Below are 22,558 nucleotides of genomic sequence, written 5' to 3' on the forward strand. Positions count from 1 at the left end.
TTTCATATAACTTTGGTTAAGTTATAGTTCCTTCTTTTATTCAGACTATAATAAAAACTGTCTGGATATGACTCATAACAAGTAATGTAAAACAGGTAACATCGTGACAAAAGATCAACTGCGTGCTGAGTTAGAGCGCCAAAAAGAGCGTTTTGAAAATATTTATGGTGGCGAAATTCTGACCTACGAAGATCAAGCAAAGCCAGATCGTAGAACATGGAAACAAAAAGATAGCCTTCAACTTAAATCATTCAAACGCGAAGTAGAGAAAATAGAACTACGTAAACAGGAAAAACTACGTAAAGAAGCTGAAGCTAAGAAAATAGTTTAGATTTTAATATACTATTAATTATCAGCATTATTGATAGATTTATGACTAGCTATGATTAAATCCAAAAACTGTTTGATTGCCTAAGGCAAGAAACTTACCTGATAGGATTTAATCATAGTTAGTAATCTACTATGTGATACTATGATTAAAACTTACTGACCCAACTTTTTCTAAAAATCGAATAGAGCGCATACAATTGCATGTTTAGGCGTAAACTGAAAAAATATATAGGTATCAGCCTTTTCTGCATTGTATTTCTATTCATTATTATTGCTACCTGTGACCGCTGGATAGTATGGCAAGCTGAAAACAGAACATATGATTCCATAACTGATATTCCTTATCATCGAACAGCGCTGGTTTTAGGTACTGCCCAATATTTAAAAAGCGGCTATGAAAACCCTTATTTTAAGTTTCGCATGGATGCCACTGCAGAACTATTTCATGCCAAAAAAATCAGCTATATTGTTGTAAGTGGCGACAATAGCCATAGACGTTATAATGAACCAGAGGATATGCGACAGGCCCTTATACAGCGCGGCATTCCTAAACAAAGAATTTATCTTGACTATGCTGGCTTTCGCACCTTGGACTCAGTCTATCGCATGCGTGCTATTTTCCAGCAAACCTCCTTTATCATTATATCCCAAGAGTTTCACAATCAGCGCGCACTCTACATTGCCGACTATTTAGGTATTGATGCTATTGCCTATAACGCAAAAGATGTAGGTACCTTTTATGGCATTAAAACCCTACTTCGTGAAAAGCTAGCACGCGTTAAAGTCATCACTGACCGTATTTTAAAAGTTGAGCCTAAGTTTTTAGGTGAAACTATTAAAATCAAAGACCCTAAACACAAAAAAGCGCGCTTACTCTAGCGCACTTTTTTCATTTTACTTTAATCAAATACAACCGTTTTATTATCATGAATAAGCACGCGATCCTCTAAGTGATAACGTAGACCTCGGGCCAGTGCTAGTTTTTCAACATCACGTCCTTGGCGAACCAGGTCATCAATAGTATCTCGGTGGCTTACGCGCGCTACTTCTTGCTCAATAATAGGGCCAGCATCTAGATCTTCTGTCACATAATGACAGGTCGCACCAATTAATTTAACTCCACGTTTAGCCGCTTGATGGTAAGGTTTTGCACCAATAAATGAGGGCAAGAAACTATGGTGAATGTTGATCACGCGCCCTGCATACTTTTCACACAAAGCAGGTGGAAAAATCTGCATATAGCGCGCCAGCACTATGCAGTCAGCGGCATGCTCGTCAATTAAACGGCTCACTTCTTCAAATGCAGGCTGTTTATTCTTAGGATCAACTGGCACGTGAAAAAAAGGAATACCATGCCATTCCACCATACTACGTAAATCATCATGGTTTGCTATAACACATGGAATATCGCAGTCTAGCTCTTTTCGCGTCCAGCGATGCAGTAAGTCTGCCAAACAATGCGAGTCTCGACTTGCCATTAGCACTACACGCTTTTTAACCGCAGAATCGGTCACCTGCCAAGTCATAGAAAATTCTTTAGCTATAGGTGAGAATGCCTGCTTAAAGCCTTCTAAATCAAAAGGTAACGAATTGGCACGAATTTCGTGGCGCATAAAAAACCAACCACTCTCAACATCTGAGTGATGACTAGCTTGCTGAATCCAACCATTATATGTCGCCAGAAAGTTACTGACCTTGGCAACGATACCTACACGGTCAGGACAGGCAATTATCAGGCGAAAAGTGCGCATGCATGACTCCAAAACAAATAAAGCCAGCATTCTACCCTGCTATTTGTTTCTAGTCAGCACTATTACCGATTTTATCTTTTAAAGCTTCCTATAGCCACAAACAAGGAATCTCCAGCATTTACAAAATTAGTAATAGGTTAACTTCATAAGTTGGTCATTTATACTTTACTTAATATCCGTATCCGTTTATTATTTCTCAATATTAAGGATCCTCTCTTTTACTGTTTAGATTTTAATCGTAAAAATTTGGAATTACTTTCTCAAATTAATACTGAAAAGTATAAATGGATTTCCCTAAGTCCTATAAGTTAAATTCCTGTGGAGATATACCATGTCATTGATTAATGAATTCCGTAGCACCAAAAATGAAATTGAAGAGCTACAAAAACGTCTAGAAAGCCTAAAACAAGACACACGCTTACAAAAAGAGCTTGAGTTTGAAGAAAAACTACGTGCGTTAATGGGTGAGTATTCAAAATCACTACGTGACATCATTGCTATTCTTGATCCGCAAGCACTAAGTTCTGCGCCTACAAAATCACAAGCTCGCTCTACTCGCAAGCCACGCAGCACTAAACGTTATACCAACCCACACAGCAAAAAAGTAATTGAAACCAAAGGTGGCAATCACAAAGTGCTAAAAGAGTGGAAAGCTCAATACGGCAATGATGTAGTTGAAGGCTGGGTTGAACTAATCGACTAAGCTTGATTAAAAAATGCCAGCTAAGCTGGCATTTTTTATTGTTATTTATTCGGTATCTGATACTTCTCCATTAATTTATTTATATAACTTTCCCAGTCCTGCAACACAACTGCCTTTTGCTGCTCTACTGGCAATTCAATCAAGGCGGCTTTATAAGCACTTAAAGTAATAGGTGCAGCATAATCACTATCTAATAATCTTGCCTTAACATAATCTTGCCATTGACGCTTCTCAGCTGAGGTTAAGGTCGAATAAAAATTACGCGCTCTATAGCGAAATAACAACTCTGGCAAACGCTCATCACTAAACGGCCATTTTGTCTGGGCTATTGTGGCGGGATCTAAACTCCTAAGTTTTTCACATAGACCGCGATCACGCGCACTTAAAAAGCCGGCATAAAGTTGCTGCTCTGGGTCTTTATTTGGATACACTGCTTGGTCATTTGATGCATAAATCGCCTGCACTTTTTCAGCAACACCGGCCAAGTTAGATAGGTAATGCACGTTAGACTGCCAAAGCGATTCATTCCAAGCAAGCCGCACTTTATCTTGCTCACGTAACACATTTAAAGGCGCTACAACTGGACACTTATTAATATGTAGCAGTTTTAACGGCACCGGCAGCTGTCCTTCCTTTAAATCTACATGCCTTGTATACAAACGTTCAGAGAGCTCATCAGCAGACAAAGCCTGCAACACTGAAAGGTCCGCCTGTAAATCACAGACAATCACTGCATTTTTATTAGTTGGATGATACGCCAAAGGCATTACAGGGGCTAAATAACTACGTTCCGCCCCAAAACGCCCCGACACATGCAAAATCGGCTGCATAAGTTTAATGCGATTTTGCACTTGGGCTTTCTGGCGCAAATTATATAAATAATTATACAGTTTGGGCTGTGCTTGCTTAAGTAACCTTGCCATAGCAATAGTGGCACGCACATCAGCCAAAGCATCATGCGCATTTTCATGGGCAATTCCATTTGCCTTAGTTAGCAATTCCAGCCTCATACTAACAATGCCATTTTCTTCAGGCCAGATGATGCCTTCTGGGCGTAAAGCATAAGCACAACGTAATACATCAACAAGATCCCAGCGAGAATTACCGCCTTGCCACTCTCGAGCATAGGGATCAAAAAAGTTTCGATACAGTGTATAGCGCACCATTTCGTCATCAAACCGAATACTATTATAACCTGCACTACAGGTTTGAGGCCGAGCCAATTCTTGGTTTAATCGTGTTATGAACTCTGCTTCGCTAACCCCTTTCTGCATCAAAGTAGCTGGTGTAATCCCAGTAACTAAGCTCGCTACTGGATGGGGAAGGATATCATCACTTGGTTGACAATACAGCTCAAAAGGCTCGCCTACCTCCTCTAACGCTTCATTAGTACGAATACCAGCCACTTGCAAGGGCCGATCAACACTAGGATTAATGCCTGTACTTTCAAAGTCATACCAAAAGATGGTTGCCATTTATTACCTCAATCTCTGACCTAATGATCAAAATCAACTATTCTTAACTCCTTTAATAGCATAAATTGATTATACTTAGCTTGCTTATAAGGAATTAAACACCTCAGAGGATAGATTAGTATAATAATGTCTAGACATTCTCAGCCTGCACTTATTGATAATCAAATCACTATAGAAACGCCTGAAGGGGTCGATCTTACCTTTCAGCTGGCTGGCTTATTGCCGCGCATGAATGCTTTTGCGATTGATACCGTCTTTCGCTGCATACCTTTTATTATTTTTTTTATGTTTAGCTCTTTTTCAAAATTTAGCGAAGGTTTTCTTCTTATTCTTTATTTTTTAATGTCATGGTTTTATATGGTCCTTTTTGAAGTACTCAGCAAAGGCCAAACACCCGGCAAGCGCTTTAATAAAATTCGTGTTATCCACGATGACGGCACCAATGTTACATGGAGCAGCTCATTTATCCGCACGCTCTTACGAGCCGTTGACATGCTGCCTTTTGGTTATGCATTAGGAACTATTAGTCTGCTTTCAAATAAAAACTTTCAACGCCTAGGTGATCTTGCCGCTGGAACTATAGTTGTCCACATAACGCCTGCCGTAATACCTCATGTTATTCCGCAAGTTGAGCCTATTAAACCACCTGTCAGCCTAACACCAAGTGAGCAGCAAGCTATTTTATCTTTTGCTCACCGTATTAATGATTTTTCATTTGAGCGCCAAGTAGAGCTGGCGAGCAACTTTTCGGACTACTTCAACTGCCCTGATGACCAAACTATTATTAAAGTACTAGGCATGGCGCGTTATATGCAGGGACAGTCATGAAACAAAGCCAGTTTACGGAACGTTATCAGCTGCAATGGCATCAGTACTCATTGCAATTAGATGCGTTAAATAAGAAAAAGCAATCTGTTGCCATTGATCCTCGATTTATCGACAAGTACACTGAAATTTGCTCGCACTTAGCCATGGCTAAAGAACGCAATTACAGTATTGCTTTAATTAGCTATTTACAGGACCTCGCCACTCAAGGTCATCAGTTTGTCTATCAGCGTAAAACTAATGCTTTTAAACGTAGTTTAGACTTTATTGCTTTTGGTTTTCCACAAAGTTTCCGTAGAGAATGGAAGGCTATTTTTTGGGCTGGTTTAATTTTTTATGGCAGTTTTTTCTTAATGATGTTTCTAGTCATGATGGACCCTGACATTGCATTAAAAATTCAATCTGCGAGTGAGCTTGAGCAATATCGACAAATGTACAGCCCAGATTCTTCAACACTTGGGAAAGGTGCTATGCGTGAGCATGACACTAACTTCATGATGTTTGGCTTTTATATCTTTAATAATATTGGCATTGGTTTTGTGACCTTTGCTATGGGCCTATTTTTTGGCGCTGGTAGCTTATTAATTTTACTCACTAATGGCCTTAGTATTGGTACAACTGCGGGCTATCTCTCTCTCTATGATACTGCCACACCTTTTTGGACCTTTGTGATCGCCCACAGTCCATTTGAGTTAAATGCCATTGTTATAGCAGGTGCCGCTGGCTTTAAACTAGGCTGGGCAATTATTCATCCTCGCGGCTATTCCCGTGTAAGTGCATTAAAAATTCAAGCTAAAAACAGCATTCCTTTAATGTGGGGCGCCACATTCTTCCTTTTTATTGCTGCTGTTATTGAAGCCTATTGGTCATCCATTGGCTTGAATGGGCTACCTGCTAGCATTAAGTATTCAGTGGGCGCAATACTATGGGCACTGGTTATTTGGTATTTTATTTTCGCGGGGCGTTCCCATGAAGTTAAATAAGATACAGTTAGCCATACGTCCCCGCCAGCCATTAGAAGCTGTGGATCTTGGCATTAACTTAGCACAACACTACAGACGCCCTCTAACGCTTATTTGGTTAGGCATTAGCTTTCCTGTCTTCTTAGTTATTATGTTGTTATTTAGTTGGTCTAACCCACTATTAGGTTTAACTATTTTCTGGTTAGTAAAACCTTTATTAGGCCGAGCGCTCTTGCACTACCTATCTTTGGCTATATTTGCGGAAAAACCAAATATTAAAGAAACTATTAAACTAGCCCCTCGCTTAATGAAAAAAGAATGGCTAGCCTGTATGACTTGGCAACGGCTATTTTGCAATCGCAGTTTCACCTTGCCTGTTTTACAGCTTGAGCAACTAACAGGTAAGAATCAAGCCACCAGATTAAAAGTACTGTCTTTTCAAAATAAAACAGCACCCAACTTACTGACTTGCTGTTTAGGGCTGATAGAGCTAATTCTGCTCGCAGGCTTTTTTTCATTATTATTTCAATTAGCAGGTAGCGCAGACATATTATCTAACTTTATCAATAACTATTTAGGTGTTGACAATACAAAAGTCTATCAAGGCCTATCTATTATTTTTTACTATATTATTGTGGCATTTATTGAACCTATTTATATTGCATGCGGATTCACGCTTTATTTAAATCAACGTAGCAACCTTGAAGCATGGGATATTGAAATTTCCTTTAAGCAGCTGGCACAGCGCATTAGCAAGACACTTGGCTGTTTTCTGTTTATAGTTTTTATGGGCGTAACTACTGCTGATAATAGCTTTGCTACCTCTTCTTCTGTAGAGGAGCTGCCTGTAGAACAACCGCGCATGCTTAAGCAAATGCTGACTACAGAAGATTCACAGCAAAAAATTAAAGAAATAAAAAACAACCCACCTTTTAAAAACATTACTACTGTTAGAGAGTATAAGAATAACGGCAACTTCAGTTTCCTATCGGCTATTCCTAACGTGTTTATTTGGCTCTTTATTGCGCTTATTGTGATCTTTATTCTCTGGTATTACCGCGATAGCATTCAGCGTTTTAGTCTTAAAGCCCCCTCTTTTGATCAACCCCCTAAAGCTATTACCCGACCGCAACAAATTCTTGGGCTAGATATGTCCACAGACAACCTACCCAAAGACATTATTGAGCAGGCGCGTCAACTTTGGGCCCAGTCACCTCGTCAAGCATTAAGTCTTCTATACCGCGGCTTTTTATTACGGTTACTAGATGAGCACCGTTTGCCACTAAAAAGCTCTAATACAGAAATGGAAATCTTACGCTTAGTCCCTTTTGGTAATCAGGCTCTTTATACTTTTTCTAAAAAAATCACTAACCAATGGATTGATGTTGCTTGGGGTCATAAACAGCCTGACCAACAAGTATTTAACGAGCTATGTGCTCGCTGGAATGATACTAAAAACGTGCAGGTGATGAGCAATGAATAAACACCACCTGATACCAATTATATTTATTACAGCCATAGCACTCCTTATTTTATTTTTGTTCAATCGTGAATACACCGAAAAGCAAATAGATCTAGGTTATTCGTTTGAAGCTAAAACAAATAGGTTTTTAGCTTTAGAACATTATTTGTCTGCAATCAATGTGAAATATAAAAAAATCACACGCGCCAGCAGCATTTACAATAAAGAAAATCAAAATAAAACGCTTATTTTACTCTCAGGAGAAAGTGCGCGGCATAATGAAGATATCGAGCCACTATTAAACTGGGTAAAAGCAGGTGGGCACCTCATTCTACCCGCCAATGAGGATGATCTTACACTGGCTAAGCTAGGCATAACTATTTCTAGGCAAAAAGAGAAAAAAGCCACAGACCAACTCACACGCCTGTATTTACAAAATGAGCAGTCACCGGCTTATCTTAGCTTTGATCCTGTTTATCACTTAAACGACAGTAAAAATTTAGCCTTTGCTTGGGCTAATAGTAGCTCCAACACCCACATGTTACAGATGATGCTTGATAAAGGCATGGTCACCGTACTGTCTGATAATGACATCTGGACTAACCTGCAAATCGAGGAAAATGATAATGCTTGGTTAGTGTGGTATTTGACACAAGATAGTGAAGTGCTGCTATGGAGGAATCACCAGAAAAGCCCTCGCAAAGAAGTTTCACCTTCTTTATTGGTAAAAGCACTCAAACACTTCCCCTACACCTTATTAGCCGCTGTAGTATTCTTAGCACTACTAGGTTGGCGTTTAGGAACGCGTTTAGGCCCACTACTGGCATCGCCAGATAAACCTAGGCGCCAACTAGCAGAGCATTTAACTGCTAGCAGTAATTTCCAATTACGCTATTTCAACCAGTCAAATGTGATTATTCAATTACAGAATGATATTTTGCGCCTTGCTAGCACACGCCATACAGGCTTTAAGTTACTTGAGCCTGAACAGCGCTGGAAGGTTTTGTCAAAGCTAACGCGCCTACCAGAACAACAGATTATACAACTTATGCAGCCTCCTACAGCTAGCAATATTAAGAACTATGAGTCTTATATCAACCAATTACAAACCTTAAGGAATGCCTTATGAGTGATATGCAGGCAGAGAAGCCAAATTTAAATATTGAAAAAGCAACGCAACTCATTCAACAGGTGCAAGCTCAGCTTAAATCTATAGTCATTGGGCAAAACACTGTTATTGAGCAAGTTTTATGTGCCTTATTAGCTGGTGGCCACGTATTATTAGAAGGCGTTCCAGGTTTAGGTAAAACGCTATTAGTACGCGCTTTAGCGCAAAGCTTTAGCGGCCAGTTTAATCGTGTTCAATTCACACCCGACCTAATGCCAAGCGATGTTACTGGGCACGTTATTTATGACTTGCAAACACAGCAGTTTAAACTACGCCGTGGCCCTGTTTTTACCAATCTTTTACTCGCAGATGAAATCAACCGTGCGCCGGCTAAAACACAAGCAGCCTTATTAGAAGTCATGCAAGAACAGCAAGTATCCATGGAGGGACGTGCACTGGCTGTACCTAAACCCTTCTTAGTGCTAGCGACACAAAACCCTATTGAGCAAGAAGGAACCTATCCACTTCCTGAAGCCCAGCTTGACCGTTTTATGCTCAAAGTATTAATGGACTATCCAAGCCAAGACGCAGAGGTAAACTTAGTAGAACAAGTTACCCGCTCATTCCGTGCAGATATGCTAGAAGTGCAAAAAATTAAGCCACTACTGAAAGCTGTAGAAATCATGGCACTACAACATATCACTAGCCGCATTACTATTGATAAACAGTTAGTAAACTACGCTATTGAAATCGTACGTCAAACACGAGCATGGCAAGGTATTAGCGTTGGCGCGGGCCCTCGTGCTTCTATTGACTTAGTACGCTGCGCGCGCGCCCATACCTTATTGCGTGGTGGCAGTTTTGTAACCCCTGACGATATCAAAACCTGTGTAGCACCTGTGTTACGCCATCGCATACGTCTAGCCGCTGAGCTTGAGTTAGAAGGCATTAGCTGCGAGCACGTATTAACTCAAATTTTAGATCGCGTAAACGCGCCCCGCTTATGATTCCTTCTTGGCGATTAATATTTGCAACAGGCGTTTTAGTGCTGTTGGCATTGGCGATTGACCTTGCCTATAAACCTTTCGGCTGGGTGTTATGGCTTGCATTATTAGCACTGGCCATAATAGCGTTTATTGATCAGCGTAATTTGCTTAATAGGCCGCTCCCCCAAGTAACTCGCCAGCTTAGTTTACAAAGCTCTATCGCTCATTGGAGTGATGTGCATTTGACGATCCAAGCAGATGCTAAGTTCTATCATAAACTTCAGGTTTACGACCACATTCCAGAAGGTATGCAAAGCCAGTTTTTAGATCAGATGATACAAATTGAACAGGGATTTGACACTCAAATTACCTATCGTCTGCGTCCACTGCAACGAGGTCATTATCATTTTAACTACTGCGAATTGCGCTGGCTGAGCCGCTTAGGCTTATGGCATCAAAAATATCTGGCGCCCTGCAAAAGTGAGCTACGTGTGTATCCTGACTTCACCCGTCTCTTTAACGGCAAACTAACCTTAGATTCTTGGCTTAACCAATTAGGTGTACGCAATCAACCTCGTCGTGGGGCAGGTTCAGACTTTCACCAACTACGTGAGTTTCGTGAAGGCGATACCTTACGGATGATTGACTGGAATGCTACTGCGCGAAAACAGCAACCTATCACTAAAGAGTTACAAGAAGAACGCGACCAGCAAGTGATCTTTTTACTAGATTGCGGGCGTACTATGCGTAGCAAAGATGGCGACTTATCCCATTTTGATCATGCCTTAAATGCCTGTTTATTGCTTAGTTATGTTGCGTTACGCCAAGGTGATGCGGTCGGGCTACAAACATTTGCTGGTGAGCCTCGTCGCGTAATCCCTAAAAAAGGATCAAGCCAATTAACAGCTTTACTGAACGCCCTGTATGACTTAGAAACCAGCTTACAAACAGCTGACTATAATGCCGCTTTAGAAACGTTATTAAGTCATCAGCAACGCCGCTGCTTAGTTATAGTACTCACCAATATGCGCTCGGCGGACCAACAACTACTGAGTACTACACTCAAGCGTGTGCGAAGACGCCATCCTGTGTTATTTGTTAATTTACGAGAAAATATTTTAGATAAAGCCAGTGCAGAGCCCGTAACAACTTTAGATCAAGCTAACCTTTATGCTGGAACCATTGATTTTTTAAATAAACGCTCAGAAATTCAACAAAGTATTGAACAACAAGGTGTACACCTATTAGATGTACGGCCTAACCAGCTTGGCCCTGAGCTTATATCTGAATATTTAGCTATGAAAAAAGCAGGACTGAATTAACTTTTACTCTCTATCTATAAAGTCGTAAACTATAAATGCAACCATTAAACGGCTTGACTTAGCCCTATGCATAAGGAGTGCAAAGATGGATTTACGTCAGTTACTTGTGGTTATTGATCCTACTAACGAAAACAAACAGCCTGCCTTAGAACGAGCTATTTGGGTAGCCAAGCAACATAACGCCGCCCTTGAGTTATTTGTTTGCGAACATAACTCAGCCTTAGATGGTGGTTTTTTCTTTGACGGGCCAGCCCAAGAGCGTGCTCGCACATCTCTTGTAACCAACCGCAAAAAATGGCTTGAAGAACTTGCTCAGCCCTTACGCGAACAAGGCTTTAGCGTCACTTGTGAAGCACGTTGGGGTAAACCGGTTTCGAAAGGTATCTTGCAACGTATTGAAGAAGTAAAACCTGATATCGTCTTTCGTGAAGGCCATAGCCATAGCGTATTTCAACGCATGTTCATGAGTAACATTTCATGGCAGCTTATTCGCCAGTGCCCTGTACCTTTATGGCTGGTACGCGAGGATCACGACTGGAAAGGTAAAAAAATCTGCACTGCAATTGATCCAGTCCACCAAACTGATATCAAAGCGAAACTAGACCATGCGTTGATAAAGCTAAGTCAATCACTGGAAAACTGCTATGGTATGGCGACAGACTTTGTGCATACTTACGCACCTATCTCCCGTGCCATGTTATTTGATGCTGATTTAGTAGCCACTTATGATGAGCATGTTAATCGCAACGCTCAATACCATGCTGAGTGCTTTAATCAAATTATGGACGAGTTTAATGTTGCTAAAGAGCAAAGGCATCTACTACAAGGCTTTGCAGAAGATATCATCCCTACCTTTGCAAAAGAACATAACACTGACCTGTTAATTATGGGGGCTGTTTCTCGCAGTAACTTTGAAGCTCATTTGATTGGTTATACTGCTGAACGTATTCTTGAATCCACTGACTGTGACTTATTAGTTGCGCGTCCTCGCTAATTTTTTATTTTTTTACATGTAGTCACTGCTTTGCAGTGACTACGTAACATTAGCGTAGTAGCCTTAGCAATACTTAGTTAAAGGAGCTATTGCATGTCATTGCGTCGTACCAAAATTGTCGCCACTATTGGCCCCGCCAGTAGTTCTCCTGAAGTTCTAGAGCAACTTATTCTTGCCGGCCTTAATGTTGCTCGTTTGAACTTTTCTCATGGCACGCCTGCCGAGCACCGCGAACGTGCTGAGTTAATCCGTAGTATTGCAGCCAAACATGGCCGTTATGTTGCTTTATTAGGTGACCTACAGGGCCCTAAAATCCGTATTGCACGTTTTGCAAACAAACGTATTCAACTTAAAGAAGGCGATAACTTTACCTTCTCCACTACCCATCCTAAAGATCAAGGTAATCAGGATATTGTTTGCATTGACTATCCTGATCTCGTTACTGATTGCAAAGTAGGCGATGAATTACTACTAGATGACGGTCTTATCCAAATGCGTGTTGAATCAGTTTCTGCTGACTCACTGCATTGCCGTGTTTTAGTTGGCGGCCCACTATCTGACCATAAAGGCATTAATCGCCGTGGCGGTGGCTTAACAGCACCTGCACTGACAGATAAAGACAAACAAGATATCCGCCTTGCTGCCGAACTCAACCTTGATTACTTAGCTGTTTCATTCCCACGTGACGCTGCAGATATGAATCTGGCTCGCCGTTTACGTGATGAAGCGGGTTCTACAGCCTGGTTAGTGTCAAAAATTGAACGCGCCGAAGCAGTAATGGATGACGATACATTACATAGCCTGATTGACGCGAGCGATGCCGTCATGGTTGCCCGAGGTGATCTTGCTGTTGAAATTGGCGATGCCGAACTTGTAGGTATTCAAAAGAAAATCATTGCAGCCGCACGTCACCGCAATAAAGCGGTAATCACAGCAACGCAAATGATGGAATCTATGATCCACAACCCTATGCCAACACGTGCTGAAGTATCTGACGTAGCTAACGCAGCACTTGACTATACGGACGCAGTAATGCTTTCAGCGGAAACAGCCGCAGGCTCTTATCCTGTAGAAGCGGTAAAGGCTATGGATCGCGTTTGTTTGGGTGCCGAAAAAAATCCTATTATGCGCCGCTCAATGCACCGCCTAGGCCAGCAGTTTGAACGCTGGGATGAAAGCATTGCCATGGCTGCCATGTATACAGCTAACCACTTCCCAGGTATTAAAGCCATTATTTCATTAACTGAAAGTGGCTACACCCCCTTAGTGATGTCACGCATTCGTTCATCTATGCCCATTTATGCCTTTGCACCATCACGTGAAACACAAGCGCGTGTTGCGTTATTTCGTGGCGTTTATACTATTCCATTTGACCCAAGCGACTACCCTGTTGATCAGGTTAGCCAAGCAGCAGTTGATGAGCTAGTAAAACGTAATGTGGTAACTGAAGGTGACTGGGTTATTCTCACCAAAGGTGATAGCTACCATACTGTTGGTGGTACTAACAGCATGAAATTACTACGCGTTGGCGATCATCACCAATAAGTAGTTAACGCAACACAAAAAGGCGCTCAAATGAACTGAGCGCCTTTTTATTAACCTACCAGTATAGTTAATTATTCATCATCAGCTTTGGCTTCAGCAGCAGCGGCAGCTTCTTTAACCAATGTCTGTAGTTCGCCATTTTCGTACATTTCAAGAATGATATCGCAGCCACCTACGAGTTCACCATTAACCCATAATTGTGGAAATGTCGGCCAGTTTGCATAGGCTGGTAAATTGGCACGAATTTCTGGATTTTGCAAAATATCAACATAAGCAAAACGCTCGCCACAGCTCATTAATGCTTGTGATGCACGCTGTGAAAAACCACACTGAGGTGCATTAGGAGAGCCTTTCATATAAAGCAAAATAGTATTTTCAGCGATTTGCTGCTTGATGGTTTCAATAATATCCACAACTCACCTCGGTAAATCGGTTTAAAAAATGCCAATAATGGCTATGTCAATATACTAACTTAAAGCTGAGCATAACGCTCAGATTAGCAAAAATAAACAAGCTATTTGCATCTAGTGGCTATTTCCTTATAAGATCAAACGCTTTCATGCCATCTGTTAGCTGGCTTAACTAACAGTTCTAGTTCCCACTTCAGAAAATAAGGTTTTTGTGATGAGCGTACGCCACTTTCTAACGCTATTTGATTGCTCTAAAGAGGAGCTACAACAGCTCATTCAACGCGGCATAGAGCTTAAGACTTTGCGTCAACAAGGCACATCACATGAACCGCTCAAAGGTCGTGTTCTTGGAATGATTTTTGAAAAATCCTCTACACGCACTCGTATTTCTTTCGAAGCCGGTATGATCCAACTCGGAGGGCAAGCATTATTCCTCTCACCACGTGACACCCAGTTAGGTCGAGGCGAACCTATTAGTGATTCGGCCATTGTTATGTCAAGCATGATTGATGGCGTTATGATCCGCACCTTTGCGCACGCTACCCTAACTGATTTTGCGGCTAATTCTAAAGTACCTGTAATAAATGGCCTATCCGATGATCATCATCCTTGCCAATTGCTCGCAGATATGATGACTTATCGCGAATTACGCGGCAACATAAAAGGTAAAACTGTCGTCTGGATTGGCGATGGCAATAATATGTGCGCTTCGTATATTGAAGCCGCTATGCAGTATGACTTCACCTTGCATATTGCCTGCCCTGAAGGTTTCGATCCTGATCCAACCTTGATGGCAAAAGCGGGCAAACATGCCGTTATTATTCGTGATCCTAAAGAGGCTGTAAAAGGTGCTCATCTTGTTAACACAGACGTCTGGGCTTCCATGGGCCAAGAAGAAGAAGCTAAAGCACGTATGCTAGCATTTAAGAACTATCAAGTTAGCCCAGAACTACTAGATCTTGCTGATAACGAAGTGCTTTTTCTGCATTGTTTACCTGCCCACCGTGGCGAAGAAATTAGCCATGATTTACTAGATGACCCACGTAGTGGCGTATGGACGCAAGCAGAAAACCGCTTGCACGCACAAAAAGCACTACTTGAGCTATTAATTGCACCGGGACTTAAATAAACATGCAAGACTCCAGCCTGCTACTGAACCTACAAGATGTTAGCTGTAGTTATGATGATCAACAGGTTGTCAAAAAACTTAATCTACATCTAAACCAAGGCGATATTGGTTGTCTACTAGGTCCATCAGGCTGTGGTAAAACTACTACATTACGTGCAATAGCTGGTTTTGAACCTATTTCTCAAGGCCAAATTAGTTTGGCTGGAAAAGTTATTTCCAAAGCGAGTTTTACCCTAGCTACAGAAAAGCGTCGAATTGGTATGGTTTTCCAAGACTATGCCCTTTTCCCTCATTTAACCGTTGCTGAAAACGTTGCCTTCGGTATACGCAAGCAGATAAATGCCAAACAAAAAGTAGATGAGCTATTAAGCTTAATTAAGCTTAGTCACTTAAAAAATCGCTACCCTCACGAACTTTCAGGCGGGCAACAACAACGCGTCTCTCTGGCCCGCGCGTTAGCTCCTGAGCCTCAACTACTTTTATTAGATGAACCTTTTTCTAATTTAGACGTAGAATTGCGTCGTAGTTTAAGCCTTGAAGTACGTGAAATTCTTAAGCAACGTGGAACTAGCGGCATTCTTGTTACCCATGACCAAGAAGAGGCTTTTGCTGTAAGCGACCAAGTAGGTGTTTTCAATCAAGGTAGACTTGAGCAATGGGACATTCCTTACAACCTTTACCATGAACCTAATACGCCCTTTGTGGCGAGTTTTATTGGTCAAGGATACTTTATTCGCGGACAAATGCTAACGCATGATAGCGTGCAGACAGAGCTAGGCGTCATTGGTGGCGATCGTGCTTATCCTTGGACTCAAGGTAGCGCAGTTGAAGTATTGCTCCGTCCTGACGATATTGTTTATGCACCTGATAGCACTTTAAAAGCTGAAGTTGTGGGTAAGACATTTTTAGGCGCATCAACTCTTTATCGCCTACAGCTCGCTACAGGTACACAAATTGAAAGCATTTTTACTAGCCATATTGACCATGCCGTGCATGAACAGGTTGGCATTGCGGTAAAAGCAGACCACCTTGTAGCATTTGCTGCACAAGGCAGCGTGCCATCGCAAACCAACTTAACTGCACAAGGACTACGCCGTTATAGCGAGCTAACATAAAGCTCGTTTAAACTTTCCCTAACTCCGCAAAAACTGCATTAGTTTGTGCTGCTAAGGCTTCAGCAGCTAATTCCACTTCTAGCCCTCTTCGCCCTGCACTGACATATATACTTGCAAATTTTTTTGCACTCTCATCAATAAAGGTTCGCAGACGTTTTTTCTGCCCAAGAGGACTAATCCCCCCCACAAGATAACCTGTGATGCGCTGCGCCTTAGCAGGGTCGGCCATCTCCATTTTCTTCACTCCTGCCACTTGTGCCAATGCTTTCAAATCTAAAGAACCAATCACAGGTACAACAGCCACTACGATCTCATTTTTGTCACTTTCTGCCAGTAAGGTTTTAAAAACTCTGCTAGGCTCAATATTAAGTTTTTCTGAAGCTTCTAAACCATAAGATGGCGCATGTGTATCATGCTCATAATTATGTACAGTAAATTGAACCTTAGCCTTTTTTAAACTCTGGATTGCGGGAGTCACTTTATGCCCTCTCCTAACTTTATAATTGGAAACAATTTTGATTCTTTTTACATAGCTTTGCTATTTACTTCATTTTTTGAAACAAGTACATAAAAGCTTTCATTTACGAACATACAGCAATGTATGTATATTATGTGCCCTCAACTAAAGTTTATACTGCATTCAAAGTGGTTGCATCCGATAGCTACTTGCCTTGCTAACGCAGTTTGCTCTGCTCTATGCCAAAACAGAAAGGAATTATAGAGTTATGAAACCTTCTCTCTTACGTATCTTTGTAGGTGCGTCTAGTTTATCTGCTGCTCTCATGCTGGCAGGCTGTGGTGAAAAAGACGCTGGAGAACAGGCGCCTCAAGCAGCACCGAAAGTAATTGTAGAAACCTTAAAGGCTCAGCCTTTTACATTAACTTCTCAATTACCAGGACGTACTGTTGCTTATCGTACAGCCGAAGTACGACCGCAGGTTTCAGGTATTTTGCAAAAACGCTTATTTGTGGAAGGTAGTGAAGTTAAAGAAGGCGATCAACTTTATCAAATTGACCCTGATCTTTACCAAGCTAACTTCAAAAGCGCAGAGGCCACTTTAGTTTCAAGCCGAGCTTTAGCTAATCGCTACCAAAAATTAGTAGCCGATAAAGCAGTAAGCCGCCAAGACTATGACAATGCCGTTGCTGCGCGCTTACAGGCAGAAGCTGCTTATGAGCGAGCAAAAATTGATCTACGCTACACCAAGGTGTTAGCGCCTATCTCAGGAACCATTGGTCGCTCCTCATTCACTGAAGGCGCTTTGCTTACTAATGGTCAGCCTCAAGAACTGGCTGTCATTCAACAACTAGACCCTATCTATGTTGATGTAACCCAATCAGTTAGCGAGTTACAGCGTCTAAAGCGTGACTATGCTAATGGCTATATTGAATCCGCTGGCGAAAATGCAGCCCAAGTTAAGCTACAGTTTGATGATGGCAGTATCTATGAGCAAGCAGGTCGTCTTGAGTTTTCAGAAGTCACCGTTGATCAAAGCACCAATACCGTTACTTTACGCGCAGTATTCCCTAACCCAAATAAAGACTTGCTGCCAGGTATGTTTGTGCGTGCCAACTTAGTTAGTGGCGTCAATAGCACAGCCATTTTAGCGCCACAACAAGGCATTACTCGTAGCCCTAAAGGCGAAGCCTTAGCTCAAGTTGTAAATGCTAACAATGTAGTTGAAACCCGTGTGTTAACGGCTGAACGCACTGTGGGTAATAAATGGTACGTGACTTCAGGTTTGCAAGCTGGTGACCGCATTATTGTCAAAGGTCTACAGTTTATCCAGCCTGGTATCACCGTAGATCCTAGCGAAGCCTCTCAAGAAGCTCCATCACAAGCTCCTTCAGCTCAGTAAGGTAGACGTCAATGTCTAAGTTTTTTATTCATCGCCCCATTTTTGCATGGGTGCTTGCACTGATCACCATGTTGGTGGGTGGGCTAGCAATTTTAAAATTGCCTGTTAACCAATATCCTGCAATTGCACCACCTGCAGTGAGTATTTCTGCACAATATCCAGGTGCATCGGCGCAAACCGTACAAGATACTGTGGTTCAAGTCATTGAACAGCAAATGAACGGTATTGACGGCTTATTGTATATGTCCTCTGAAAGTAATAGTGATGGTAGTTTAGAAATCTCTATTAGCTTTGAGCAAGGTACAGATCCAGATATTGCCCAAGTACAGGTACAAAACAAGCTGCAATTAGCCACGCCCTTGCTACCTCAAGAAGTGCAGCAACAAGGTATTCGTGTTACTAAGTCCACAGCTAACTTCTTAATGGTTGTTGGTCTAGTATCTACTGATGGCAGTATGGATAAGTATGATATTGGAGACTATGTAGTATCCAATATTCAAGATCCTTTATCACGTACGCCTGGTGTGGGTGACTTCCAAGTATTTGGTGGTCAATACTCGATGCGCATTTGGCTAGATGCCAATAAGCTAAATAACTTTAGCTTAACCCCAGTTGATGTTGTAAATGCCATCCGTTCACAGAACGTACAGGTATCCTCTGGCCAGCTAGGTGCCTTACCTGCAGTTAGCGGACAGCAACTGAACGCTACTATTATTGGTAAAACACGTTACCAAACACCTGAGCAATTTGAAGATATTCTTCTTATTGTTAAACCCGACGGTTCACGTGTACACCTAAAAGACGTTGCTAAAGTTGAGCTAGGTGGTGAAACCTATAACTTCAACTCAGAGTTTAATGGTAAACCCACCACAGGGATTGCAGTAAAACTTGCCACAGGTGCAAACGCGCTAGATACAGCTCGTGAAGTACGTGAGCTATTAGACTCTATGAAACCTTTCTTCCCTGCTGGGTTAGAAGTGGTTTATCCATACGATACTACACCTGTAATTTCTGCCTCTATTAATGGCGTTGTAACGACTATTTTTGAAGCAACACTTCTTGTGTTCTTCATTATGTTTATCTTCCTACAAAACTTCCGCGTTACCTTAATCCCTGCTTTGGCAGTGCCCGTAGTATTGTTAGGTACCTTTGGGATTTTGTCCGCCTTTGGCTACAGCATTAACACGCTAACCATGTTTGCTATGGTCTTGGCTATTGGACTACTGGTGGATGACGCCATTGTGGTGGTGGAAAACGTAGAACGGGTGATGACAGAAGAAAAACTGCCACCACTTGAGGCGACTTTGAAATCTATGGAAGAAATCCAAAGTGCACTTATTGGTATTGGTGTGGTTCTGTCCGCCGTATTCTTACCAATGGCCTTCTTCCCAGGTTCTACAGGGCAAATCTACGCGCAGTTCTCGGTTACCATTATTTCGGCCATGGTGCTATCTGTACTAGTTGCCTTGATTTTCACGCCAGCGCTATGCGCAACCATGCTTAAAACCAATCACAGTCATGGTGAGAAACGTGGTTTCTTTGGCTGGTTCAACCGTAGCTTTGATGGAATGATCAAAAAGTATGAAGGCGGCGTTGCACATATCATTGCAATGAAAGCCCCTTACTTAGTGCTATACGCCATCATTTGTGGTGCAGTAGGTTATATGTTCACCAAGGTCCCTACATCCTTCTTACCCGAAGAGGATCAAGGCGTACTCTTTATGCTAGTGCAAACGCCTCCTGGATCAACCTTTGAACGTACTAACGAAGTTGTTCATGGCATGCGTGATTACTTCCTTACAGAAGAAAAAGATGTCGTGGAATCTATCTTTACTGTAACAGGCTTTAACTTCTCAGGCCGTGGGCAAAACATGGCCATGGCTTTCGTTATGCTAAAGCCATGGGATGTACGTAAAGATGAGAAACTAAAAGTATTTGCCTTACAGCAACGCGCTGCCCAACGCTTTAAACAAGAAGACTTTCTAGATGCAATGGTAATGCCTATTGTTCCTCCTGCTGTAATGGAGCTAGGTAACGCCTCTGGTTTTAACTTCTACTTACAAGACCGTAGTAGTAAAGGCCATGACGCTCTTCTTCAAGCAATGGGTCAACTATTGGCTAAAGCGAATGCTCCAGGCTCTAATTTGTTCCAAGTCTATCCAAACGGAAAACAAGATGAGCCTCAACTTCAATTAATTATTGATGATGAAAAAGCACGTACCTTAGGTCTTTCCCTTAGCGATATAAACCAAACACTAGGTGTGGCTTGGGGTAGTACTTATGTAAACGACTTTATTGACCGCGGTCGAGTAAAGAAAGTTTATGTACAGTCACGTGAAGAAGACCGCATGGTTCCAGAGGACCTTGATAAATGGTTCGTGCGTAACAGCGAAGGAAAAATGGTGCCATTTAGCTCATTTGCTGACAAACAATGGGTTTATGGTCCAGCTAAGCTCGCCCGTTATAACGGCATTGCTGCAGTAGAAATTAGTGGTGCAGCTGCTCCTGGCTTTAGTACGGGTTATGCCATGAATAAAATTGAAGAAATTATGAAAGACTTGCCAGGCTTTAATGCTGCATGGACAGGCCTTTCCTATGAAGAGCGTTTATCAGGTGACCAAGCACCAGCGCTCTATGCTCTATCAATTTTAATTGTATTCTTATGCCTAGCTGCACTCTATGAAAGTTGGTCTGTACCTTTTGCAGTAATGCTTATTGTGCCTATAGGGGTAATTGGTGCTTTAGGTGCCACTTATATGCGCGGGCTAAACAATGACGTTTACTTCCAAATTGGTCTACTCGTAACCATTGGTTTGTCTGCGCGTAACGCCATCTTAATTGTTGAGTTTGCTAAAGCGCTTTATGAAGGCGGCATGAGCTTAAAAGCTGCAACTATTGAAGCTTGTCGCTTACGTTTCCGCCCAATCATCATGACCTCTCTCGCCTTTATTTTAGGCGTGGTACCACTAGCTATTGCACAAGGTGCTGGTGCTGGTAGTAAACATGCCATTGGTACAGGTGTAATTGGCGGCATGGTTTCTGCAATGTTCTTAACCTTTATCTTTGTGCCTTTATTCTTCTATATAGTGACTGTTATTTTTAACCCAAAGAAGAATAAACAAGACACATTAGAAGGTAACGAGGCTAAATAATGAAAAAGTCAGTTCTTTCTCTTGCAATAATGCTGACACTTACTGGCTGTTCTTTAGCGCCTAACTACCAGCGCCCAGAAGCGCCAGTTAGCGAAAACTGGGGAGAAGCTAACGCTTCTTCTCAAACCAGTGAAAAAGCACTACCTTATATTGACGAATTTTTCTTAGATCCTGGTTTACAAGCAGTGATTCAAGCTGCTTTAACTAACAATAAAGATCTACGTATTGCGGCTCTAAATATTGAAGCCTTTGAGGCACAATATCGTATTCAACGCAGCCAGTTATTCCCTACTATTGGTGCAACTGGCGGTGGCTCACGCCAACGCATACCTGCCAATATGAACCCAACGGGTGGCGGCCGTAGTATTAATAGCCAGTTTGATGCCCAAGTAGGCATTACTTCTTGGGAGCTGGACCTTTTCGGTCGTATTACTAGTTTAAAAGATCAGGCTTTAGAACAGTACTTTGCTACTGAGCAGGCCCAGCGTGCTGCTCAGCTTAGCTTAGTAGCAGCAGTAGCGAATGCTTGGTTTACCCTGCAAGCTAATCAGAACTTGCTGACAGTTGCAGAGGGCACTGTTGAAACCTATCAACAAAGCTTAAACCTAGTACAGCGTAGCTATGATGCCGGCGTAGCTTCATCTCTAGATCTGCGCCAAGCACAAACTGCACTAGATAGCGCACGTGTTAGCGTTGCTACTTACCAGCGTTTAGTAAAACAAAGCAATAACGCATTGCAACTATTGGTAGGCAGCCCTACCGATATCGCAATCACTCCATTGCTAAAAATGAACGATAATGCATTGGCAGAAATCCCTGTTGGCCTTCCTGCTGACTTGTTACAGCGTCGCCCTGATATTATGCAAGCTGAGCACATGCTCAAAGCAGCTAATGCTAATATTGGTGCTGCCCGTGCGGCTTTCTTCCCTAGCATTAGCTTAACCGCCACTGCGGGTAGCCTCAGTTCGGATCTGTCTGGTTTATTTAAGTCAGGTAGCGATACTTGGGCATTTACTCCACGTATTAGTGTGCCTATTTTTACAGCGGGTCAGTTAAAAGGTAATTTGGAATACAGCAAAATCCAAAAAGATATCAATATTGTTCAATATGAACGCAGCATTCAAAACGCTTTCCGTGAAGTACAAGATGGGCTAATTGCACGTGATACATTCCAGACGCAATTAGAAGCTCAAGCAACATTGCTTAAGTCGACTCAGGAGTACTACAACCTTGCAGATCGCCGCTACAACGAAGGTATTGATAACCGCTTAACCTTGCTTGATGCTCAACGTCAACTGTTCTCAGCACAGCAAGCCTATATCACCACACGCTTAGGCCAACTAACAGCGCAGGTTGACCTATATAAAGCGCTTGGCGGTGGCTTTATGGAAGATACAGCAACACCATAAATACTACTGCTGTTCAATACT

Annotated in this window: 20 protein-coding genes; 16 read left to right on the plus strand and 4 right to left on the minus strand. The window is 42.0% G+C overall.

The genetic code is table 11. From position 1 onward, the window contains the following. Positions 1 to 103 precede the first annotated feature (103 nt). Both VQ643_RS04715 and VQ643_RS04720 read left to right on the plus strand, forming a co-directional pair. Entirely contained in the window at positions 104 to 331 is a 228-nt protein-coding gene (locus tag VQ643_RS04715) for a hypothetical protein (protein ID WP_414198133.1), read from the plus strand. A gap of 200 nt (positions 332 to 531) precedes the next feature. Beyond that, entirely contained in the window at positions 532 to 1,209 is a 678-nt protein-coding gene (locus VQ643_RS04720; protein WP_414198134.1) for a vancomycin high temperature exclusion protein, read from the plus strand. 20 nt (positions 1,210 to 1,229) lie between these two features. On the opposite strand, the gene purU is transcribed toward VQ643_RS04720, so the two are convergent. Then, on the minus strand, positions 1,230 to 2,081 hold the full coding sequence (gene purU / locus VQ643_RS04725; RefSeq protein WP_414198135.1) for a formyltetrahydrofolate deformylase: 852 nt from the start codon (positions 2,079 to 2,081) through the stop codon (positions 1,230 to 1,232). 331 nt (positions 2,082 to 2,412) lie between these two features. Between purU and mvaT the strand changes: the two genes are divergently transcribed. Further along, positions 2,413 to 2,784: a histone-like nucleoid-structuring protein MvaT gene (mvaT, locus tag VQ643_RS04730; RefSeq protein ID WP_414198136.1), complete on the plus strand. Its 372-nt coding sequence runs from the start codon at positions 2,413 to 2,415 to the stop codon at positions 2,782 to 2,784. A gap of 41 nt (positions 2,785 to 2,825) precedes the next feature. On the opposite strand, the gene sbcB is transcribed toward mvaT, so the two are convergent. After that, a complete protein-coding gene (sbcB, locus tag VQ643_RS04735) occupies positions 2,826 to 4,259 on the minus strand; it encodes an exodeoxyribonuclease I (RefSeq protein WP_414198137.1) in 1,434 nt (477 codons plus the stop codon). Between the two features lie 126 nt (positions 4,260 to 4,385). Between sbcB and VQ643_RS04740 the strand changes: the two genes are divergently transcribed. The 8 genes from VQ643_RS04740 to pyk all read left to right on the plus strand — a co-directional run bounded on the left by VQ643_RS04740 (position 4,386) and on the right by pyk (position 13,463). Next, complete coding sequence (locus VQ643_RS04740) at positions 4,386 to 5,087, plus strand: RDD family protein (protein WP_414198138.1); 702 nt, start codon at positions 4,386 to 4,388, stop codon at positions 5,085 to 5,087. After that, positions 5,084 to 6,067 (plus strand): stage II sporulation protein M, encoded by a 984-nt coding sequence (locus VQ643_RS04745; protein ID WP_414198139.1) that lies wholly within the window; start codon positions 5,084 to 5,086, stop codon positions 6,065 to 6,067. The genes VQ643_RS04740 and VQ643_RS04745 overlap by 4 nt, the downstream gene beginning before the upstream one ends. Beyond that, on the plus strand, positions 6,054 to 7,529 hold the full coding sequence (locus VQ643_RS04750; protein ID WP_414198140.1) for a hypothetical protein: 1,476 nt from the start codon (positions 6,054 to 6,056) through the stop codon (positions 7,527 to 7,529). Before VQ643_RS04745 ends, VQ643_RS04750 begins: the two co-directional genes overlap by 14 nt. Beyond that, positions 7,522 to 8,637 carry a DUF4350 domain-containing protein gene (locus VQ643_RS04755; protein ID WP_414198141.1) on the plus strand — a complete coding sequence of 372 codons (1,116 nt, stop codon included), beginning with the start codon at positions 7,522 to 7,524 and terminating at the stop codon, positions 8,635 to 8,637. Before VQ643_RS04750 ends, VQ643_RS04755 begins: the two co-directional genes overlap by 8 nt. Further along, positions 8,634 to 9,623 carry an AAA family ATPase gene (locus tag VQ643_RS04760; RefSeq protein WP_414198142.1) on the plus strand — a complete coding sequence of 330 codons (990 nt, stop codon included), beginning with the start codon at positions 8,634 to 8,636 and terminating at the stop codon, positions 9,621 to 9,623. The genes VQ643_RS04755 and VQ643_RS04760 overlap by 4 nt, the downstream gene beginning before the upstream one ends. Beyond that, positions 9,620 to 10,924 carry a DUF58 domain-containing protein gene (locus VQ643_RS04765; RefSeq protein ID WP_414198143.1) on the plus strand — a complete coding sequence of 435 codons (1,305 nt, stop codon included), beginning with the start codon at positions 9,620 to 9,622 and terminating at the stop codon, positions 10,922 to 10,924. The genes VQ643_RS04760 and VQ643_RS04765 overlap by 4 nt, the downstream gene beginning before the upstream one ends. Positions 10,925 to 11,009: 85 nt before the next feature. Next, positions 11,010 to 11,918 (plus strand): universal stress protein, encoded by a 909-nt coding sequence (locus VQ643_RS04770; protein ID WP_414198144.1) that lies wholly within the window; start codon positions 11,010 to 11,012, stop codon positions 11,916 to 11,918. 93 nt (positions 11,919 to 12,011) lie between these two features. Next, positions 12,012 to 13,463 (plus strand): pyruvate kinase, encoded by a 1,452-nt coding sequence (pyk, locus tag VQ643_RS04775; protein WP_414198145.1) that lies wholly within the window; start codon positions 12,012 to 12,014, stop codon positions 13,461 to 13,463. 71 nt (positions 13,464 to 13,534) lie between these two features. Here pyk and grxD read toward each other — a convergent pair whose 3' ends face one another. Then, positions 13,535 to 13,876, minus strand: coding sequence for a Grx4 family monothiol glutaredoxin (gene grxD / locus VQ643_RS04780; protein WP_414198146.1), 342 nt, complete (start codon positions 13,874 to 13,876; stop codon positions 13,535 to 13,537). Positions 13,877 to 14,087: 211 nt separating this feature from the next. Between grxD and argF the strand changes: the two genes are divergently transcribed. Together argF and VQ643_RS04790 are read left to right on the plus strand one after the other, a co-directional pair. Beyond that, the gene (gene argF / locus VQ643_RS04785; protein ID WP_414198147.1) at positions 14,088 to 15,002 is read left to right on the plus strand and encodes an ornithine carbamoyltransferase; all 915 of its coding nucleotides are present in this window, start codon (positions 14,088 to 14,090) and stop codon (positions 15,000 to 15,002) included. A 2-nt stretch (positions 15,003 to 15,004) separates the two neighbouring features. After that, a complete protein-coding gene (locus tag VQ643_RS04790) occupies positions 15,005 to 16,117 on the plus strand; it encodes an ABC transporter ATP-binding protein (RefSeq protein ID WP_414198148.1) in 1,113 nt (370 codons plus the stop codon). Positions 16,118 to 16,124: 7 nt separating this feature from the next. On the opposite strand, the gene ybaK is transcribed toward VQ643_RS04790, so the two are convergent. Further along, positions 16,125 to 16,595: a Cys-tRNA(Pro) deacylase gene (gene ybaK / locus VQ643_RS04795; RefSeq protein ID WP_414198149.1), complete on the minus strand. Its 471-nt coding sequence runs from the start codon at positions 16,593 to 16,595 to the stop codon at positions 16,125 to 16,127. A 247-nt stretch (positions 16,596 to 16,842) separates the two neighbouring features. Here ybaK and VQ643_RS04800 point away from each other — a divergent pair, with 247 nt between their 5' ends. From VQ643_RS04800 to VQ643_RS04810, 3 genes are read left to right on the plus strand one after another with little or no spacing between them, the layout of a single operon-like run. Then, complete coding sequence (locus VQ643_RS04800) at positions 16,843 to 17,976, plus strand: efflux RND transporter periplasmic adaptor subunit (RefSeq protein WP_414198150.1); 1,134 nt, start codon at positions 16,843 to 16,845, stop codon at positions 17,974 to 17,976. 11 nt (positions 17,977 to 17,987) lie between these two features. Then, a complete protein-coding gene (locus tag VQ643_RS04805; protein ID WP_414198151.1) occupies positions 17,988 to 21,128 on the plus strand; it encodes an efflux RND transporter permease subunit in 3,141 nt (1,046 codons plus the stop codon). Next, a complete protein-coding gene (locus tag VQ643_RS04810) occupies positions 21,128 to 22,537 on the plus strand; it encodes an efflux transporter outer membrane subunit (protein ID WP_414198152.1) in 1,410 nt (469 codons plus the stop codon). The genes VQ643_RS04805 and VQ643_RS04810 overlap by 1 nt, the downstream gene beginning before the upstream one ends. Positions 22,538 to 22,558 lie beyond the last annotated feature (21 nt).

Origin of the sequence: Pseudomonas sp. F1_0610 (genome assembly GCF_047470865.1) — a bacterium.
Taxonomy (GTDB): domain Bacteria; phylum Pseudomonadota; class Gammaproteobacteria; order Pseudomonadales; family Pseudomonadaceae; genus JAZDRH01.

Coding starts and splice junctions, on each gene's coding strand:
- VQ643_RS04765 (WP_414198143.1), top strand. CDS start 9,620: ATGATTCCTTCTTGGCGATTAATATTTGCAACAGGCGTTTTAGTGCTG.
- VQ643_RS04750 (WP_414198140.1), top strand. CDS start 6,054: ATGAAGTTAAATAAGATACAGTTAGCCATACGTCCCCGCCAGCCATTA.
- VQ643_RS04740 (WP_414198138.1), top strand. CDS start 4,386: ATGTCTAGACATTCTCAGCCTGCACTTATTGATAATCAAATCACTATA.
- VQ643_RS04755 (WP_414198141.1), top strand. CDS start 7,522: ATGAATAAACACCACCTGATACCAATTATATTTATTACAGCCATAGCA.
- VQ643_RS04805 (WP_414198151.1), top strand. CDS start 17,988: ATGTCTAAGTTTTTTATTCATCGCCCCATTTTTGCATGGGTGCTTGCA.
- VQ643_RS04745 (WP_414198139.1), top strand. CDS start 5,084: ATGAAACAAAGCCAGTTTACGGAACGTTATCAGCTGCAATGGCATCAG.
- VQ643_RS04720 (WP_414198134.1), top strand. CDS start 532: ATGTTTAGGCGTAAACTGAAAAAATATATAGGTATCAGCCTTTTCTGC.
- pyk (WP_414198145.1), top strand. CDS start 12,012: ATGTCATTGCGTCGTACCAAAATTGTCGCCACTATTGGCCCCGCCAGT.
- VQ643_RS04770 (WP_414198144.1), top strand. CDS start 11,010: ATGGATTTACGTCAGTTACTTGTGGTTATTGATCCTACTAACGAAAAC.
- purU (WP_414198135.1), bottom strand. CDS start 2,081: ATGCGCACTTTTCGCCTGATAATTGCCTGTCCTGACCGTGTAGGTATC.
- sbcB (WP_414198137.1), bottom strand. CDS start 4,259: ATGGCAACCATCTTTTGGTATGACTTTGAAAGTACAGGCATTAATCCT.
- argF (WP_414198147.1), top strand. CDS start 14,088: ATGAGCGTACGCCACTTTCTAACGCTATTTGATTGCTCTAAAGAGGAG.
- VQ643_RS04790 (WP_414198148.1), top strand. CDS start 15,005: ATGCAAGACTCCAGCCTGCTACTGAACCTACAAGATGTTAGCTGTAGT.
- VQ643_RS04760 (WP_414198142.1), top strand. CDS start 8,634: ATGAGTGATATGCAGGCAGAGAAGCCAAATTTAAATATTGAAAAAGCA.
- VQ643_RS04810 (WP_414198152.1), top strand. CDS start 21,128: ATGAAAAAGTCAGTTCTTTCTCTTGCAATAATGCTGACACTTACTGGC.
- VQ643_RS04800 (WP_414198150.1), top strand. CDS start 16,843: ATGAAACCTTCTCTCTTACGTATCTTTGTAGGTGCGTCTAGTTTATCT.
- mvaT (WP_414198136.1), top strand. CDS start 2,413: ATGTCATTGATTAATGAATTCCGTAGCACCAAAAATGAAATTGAAGAG.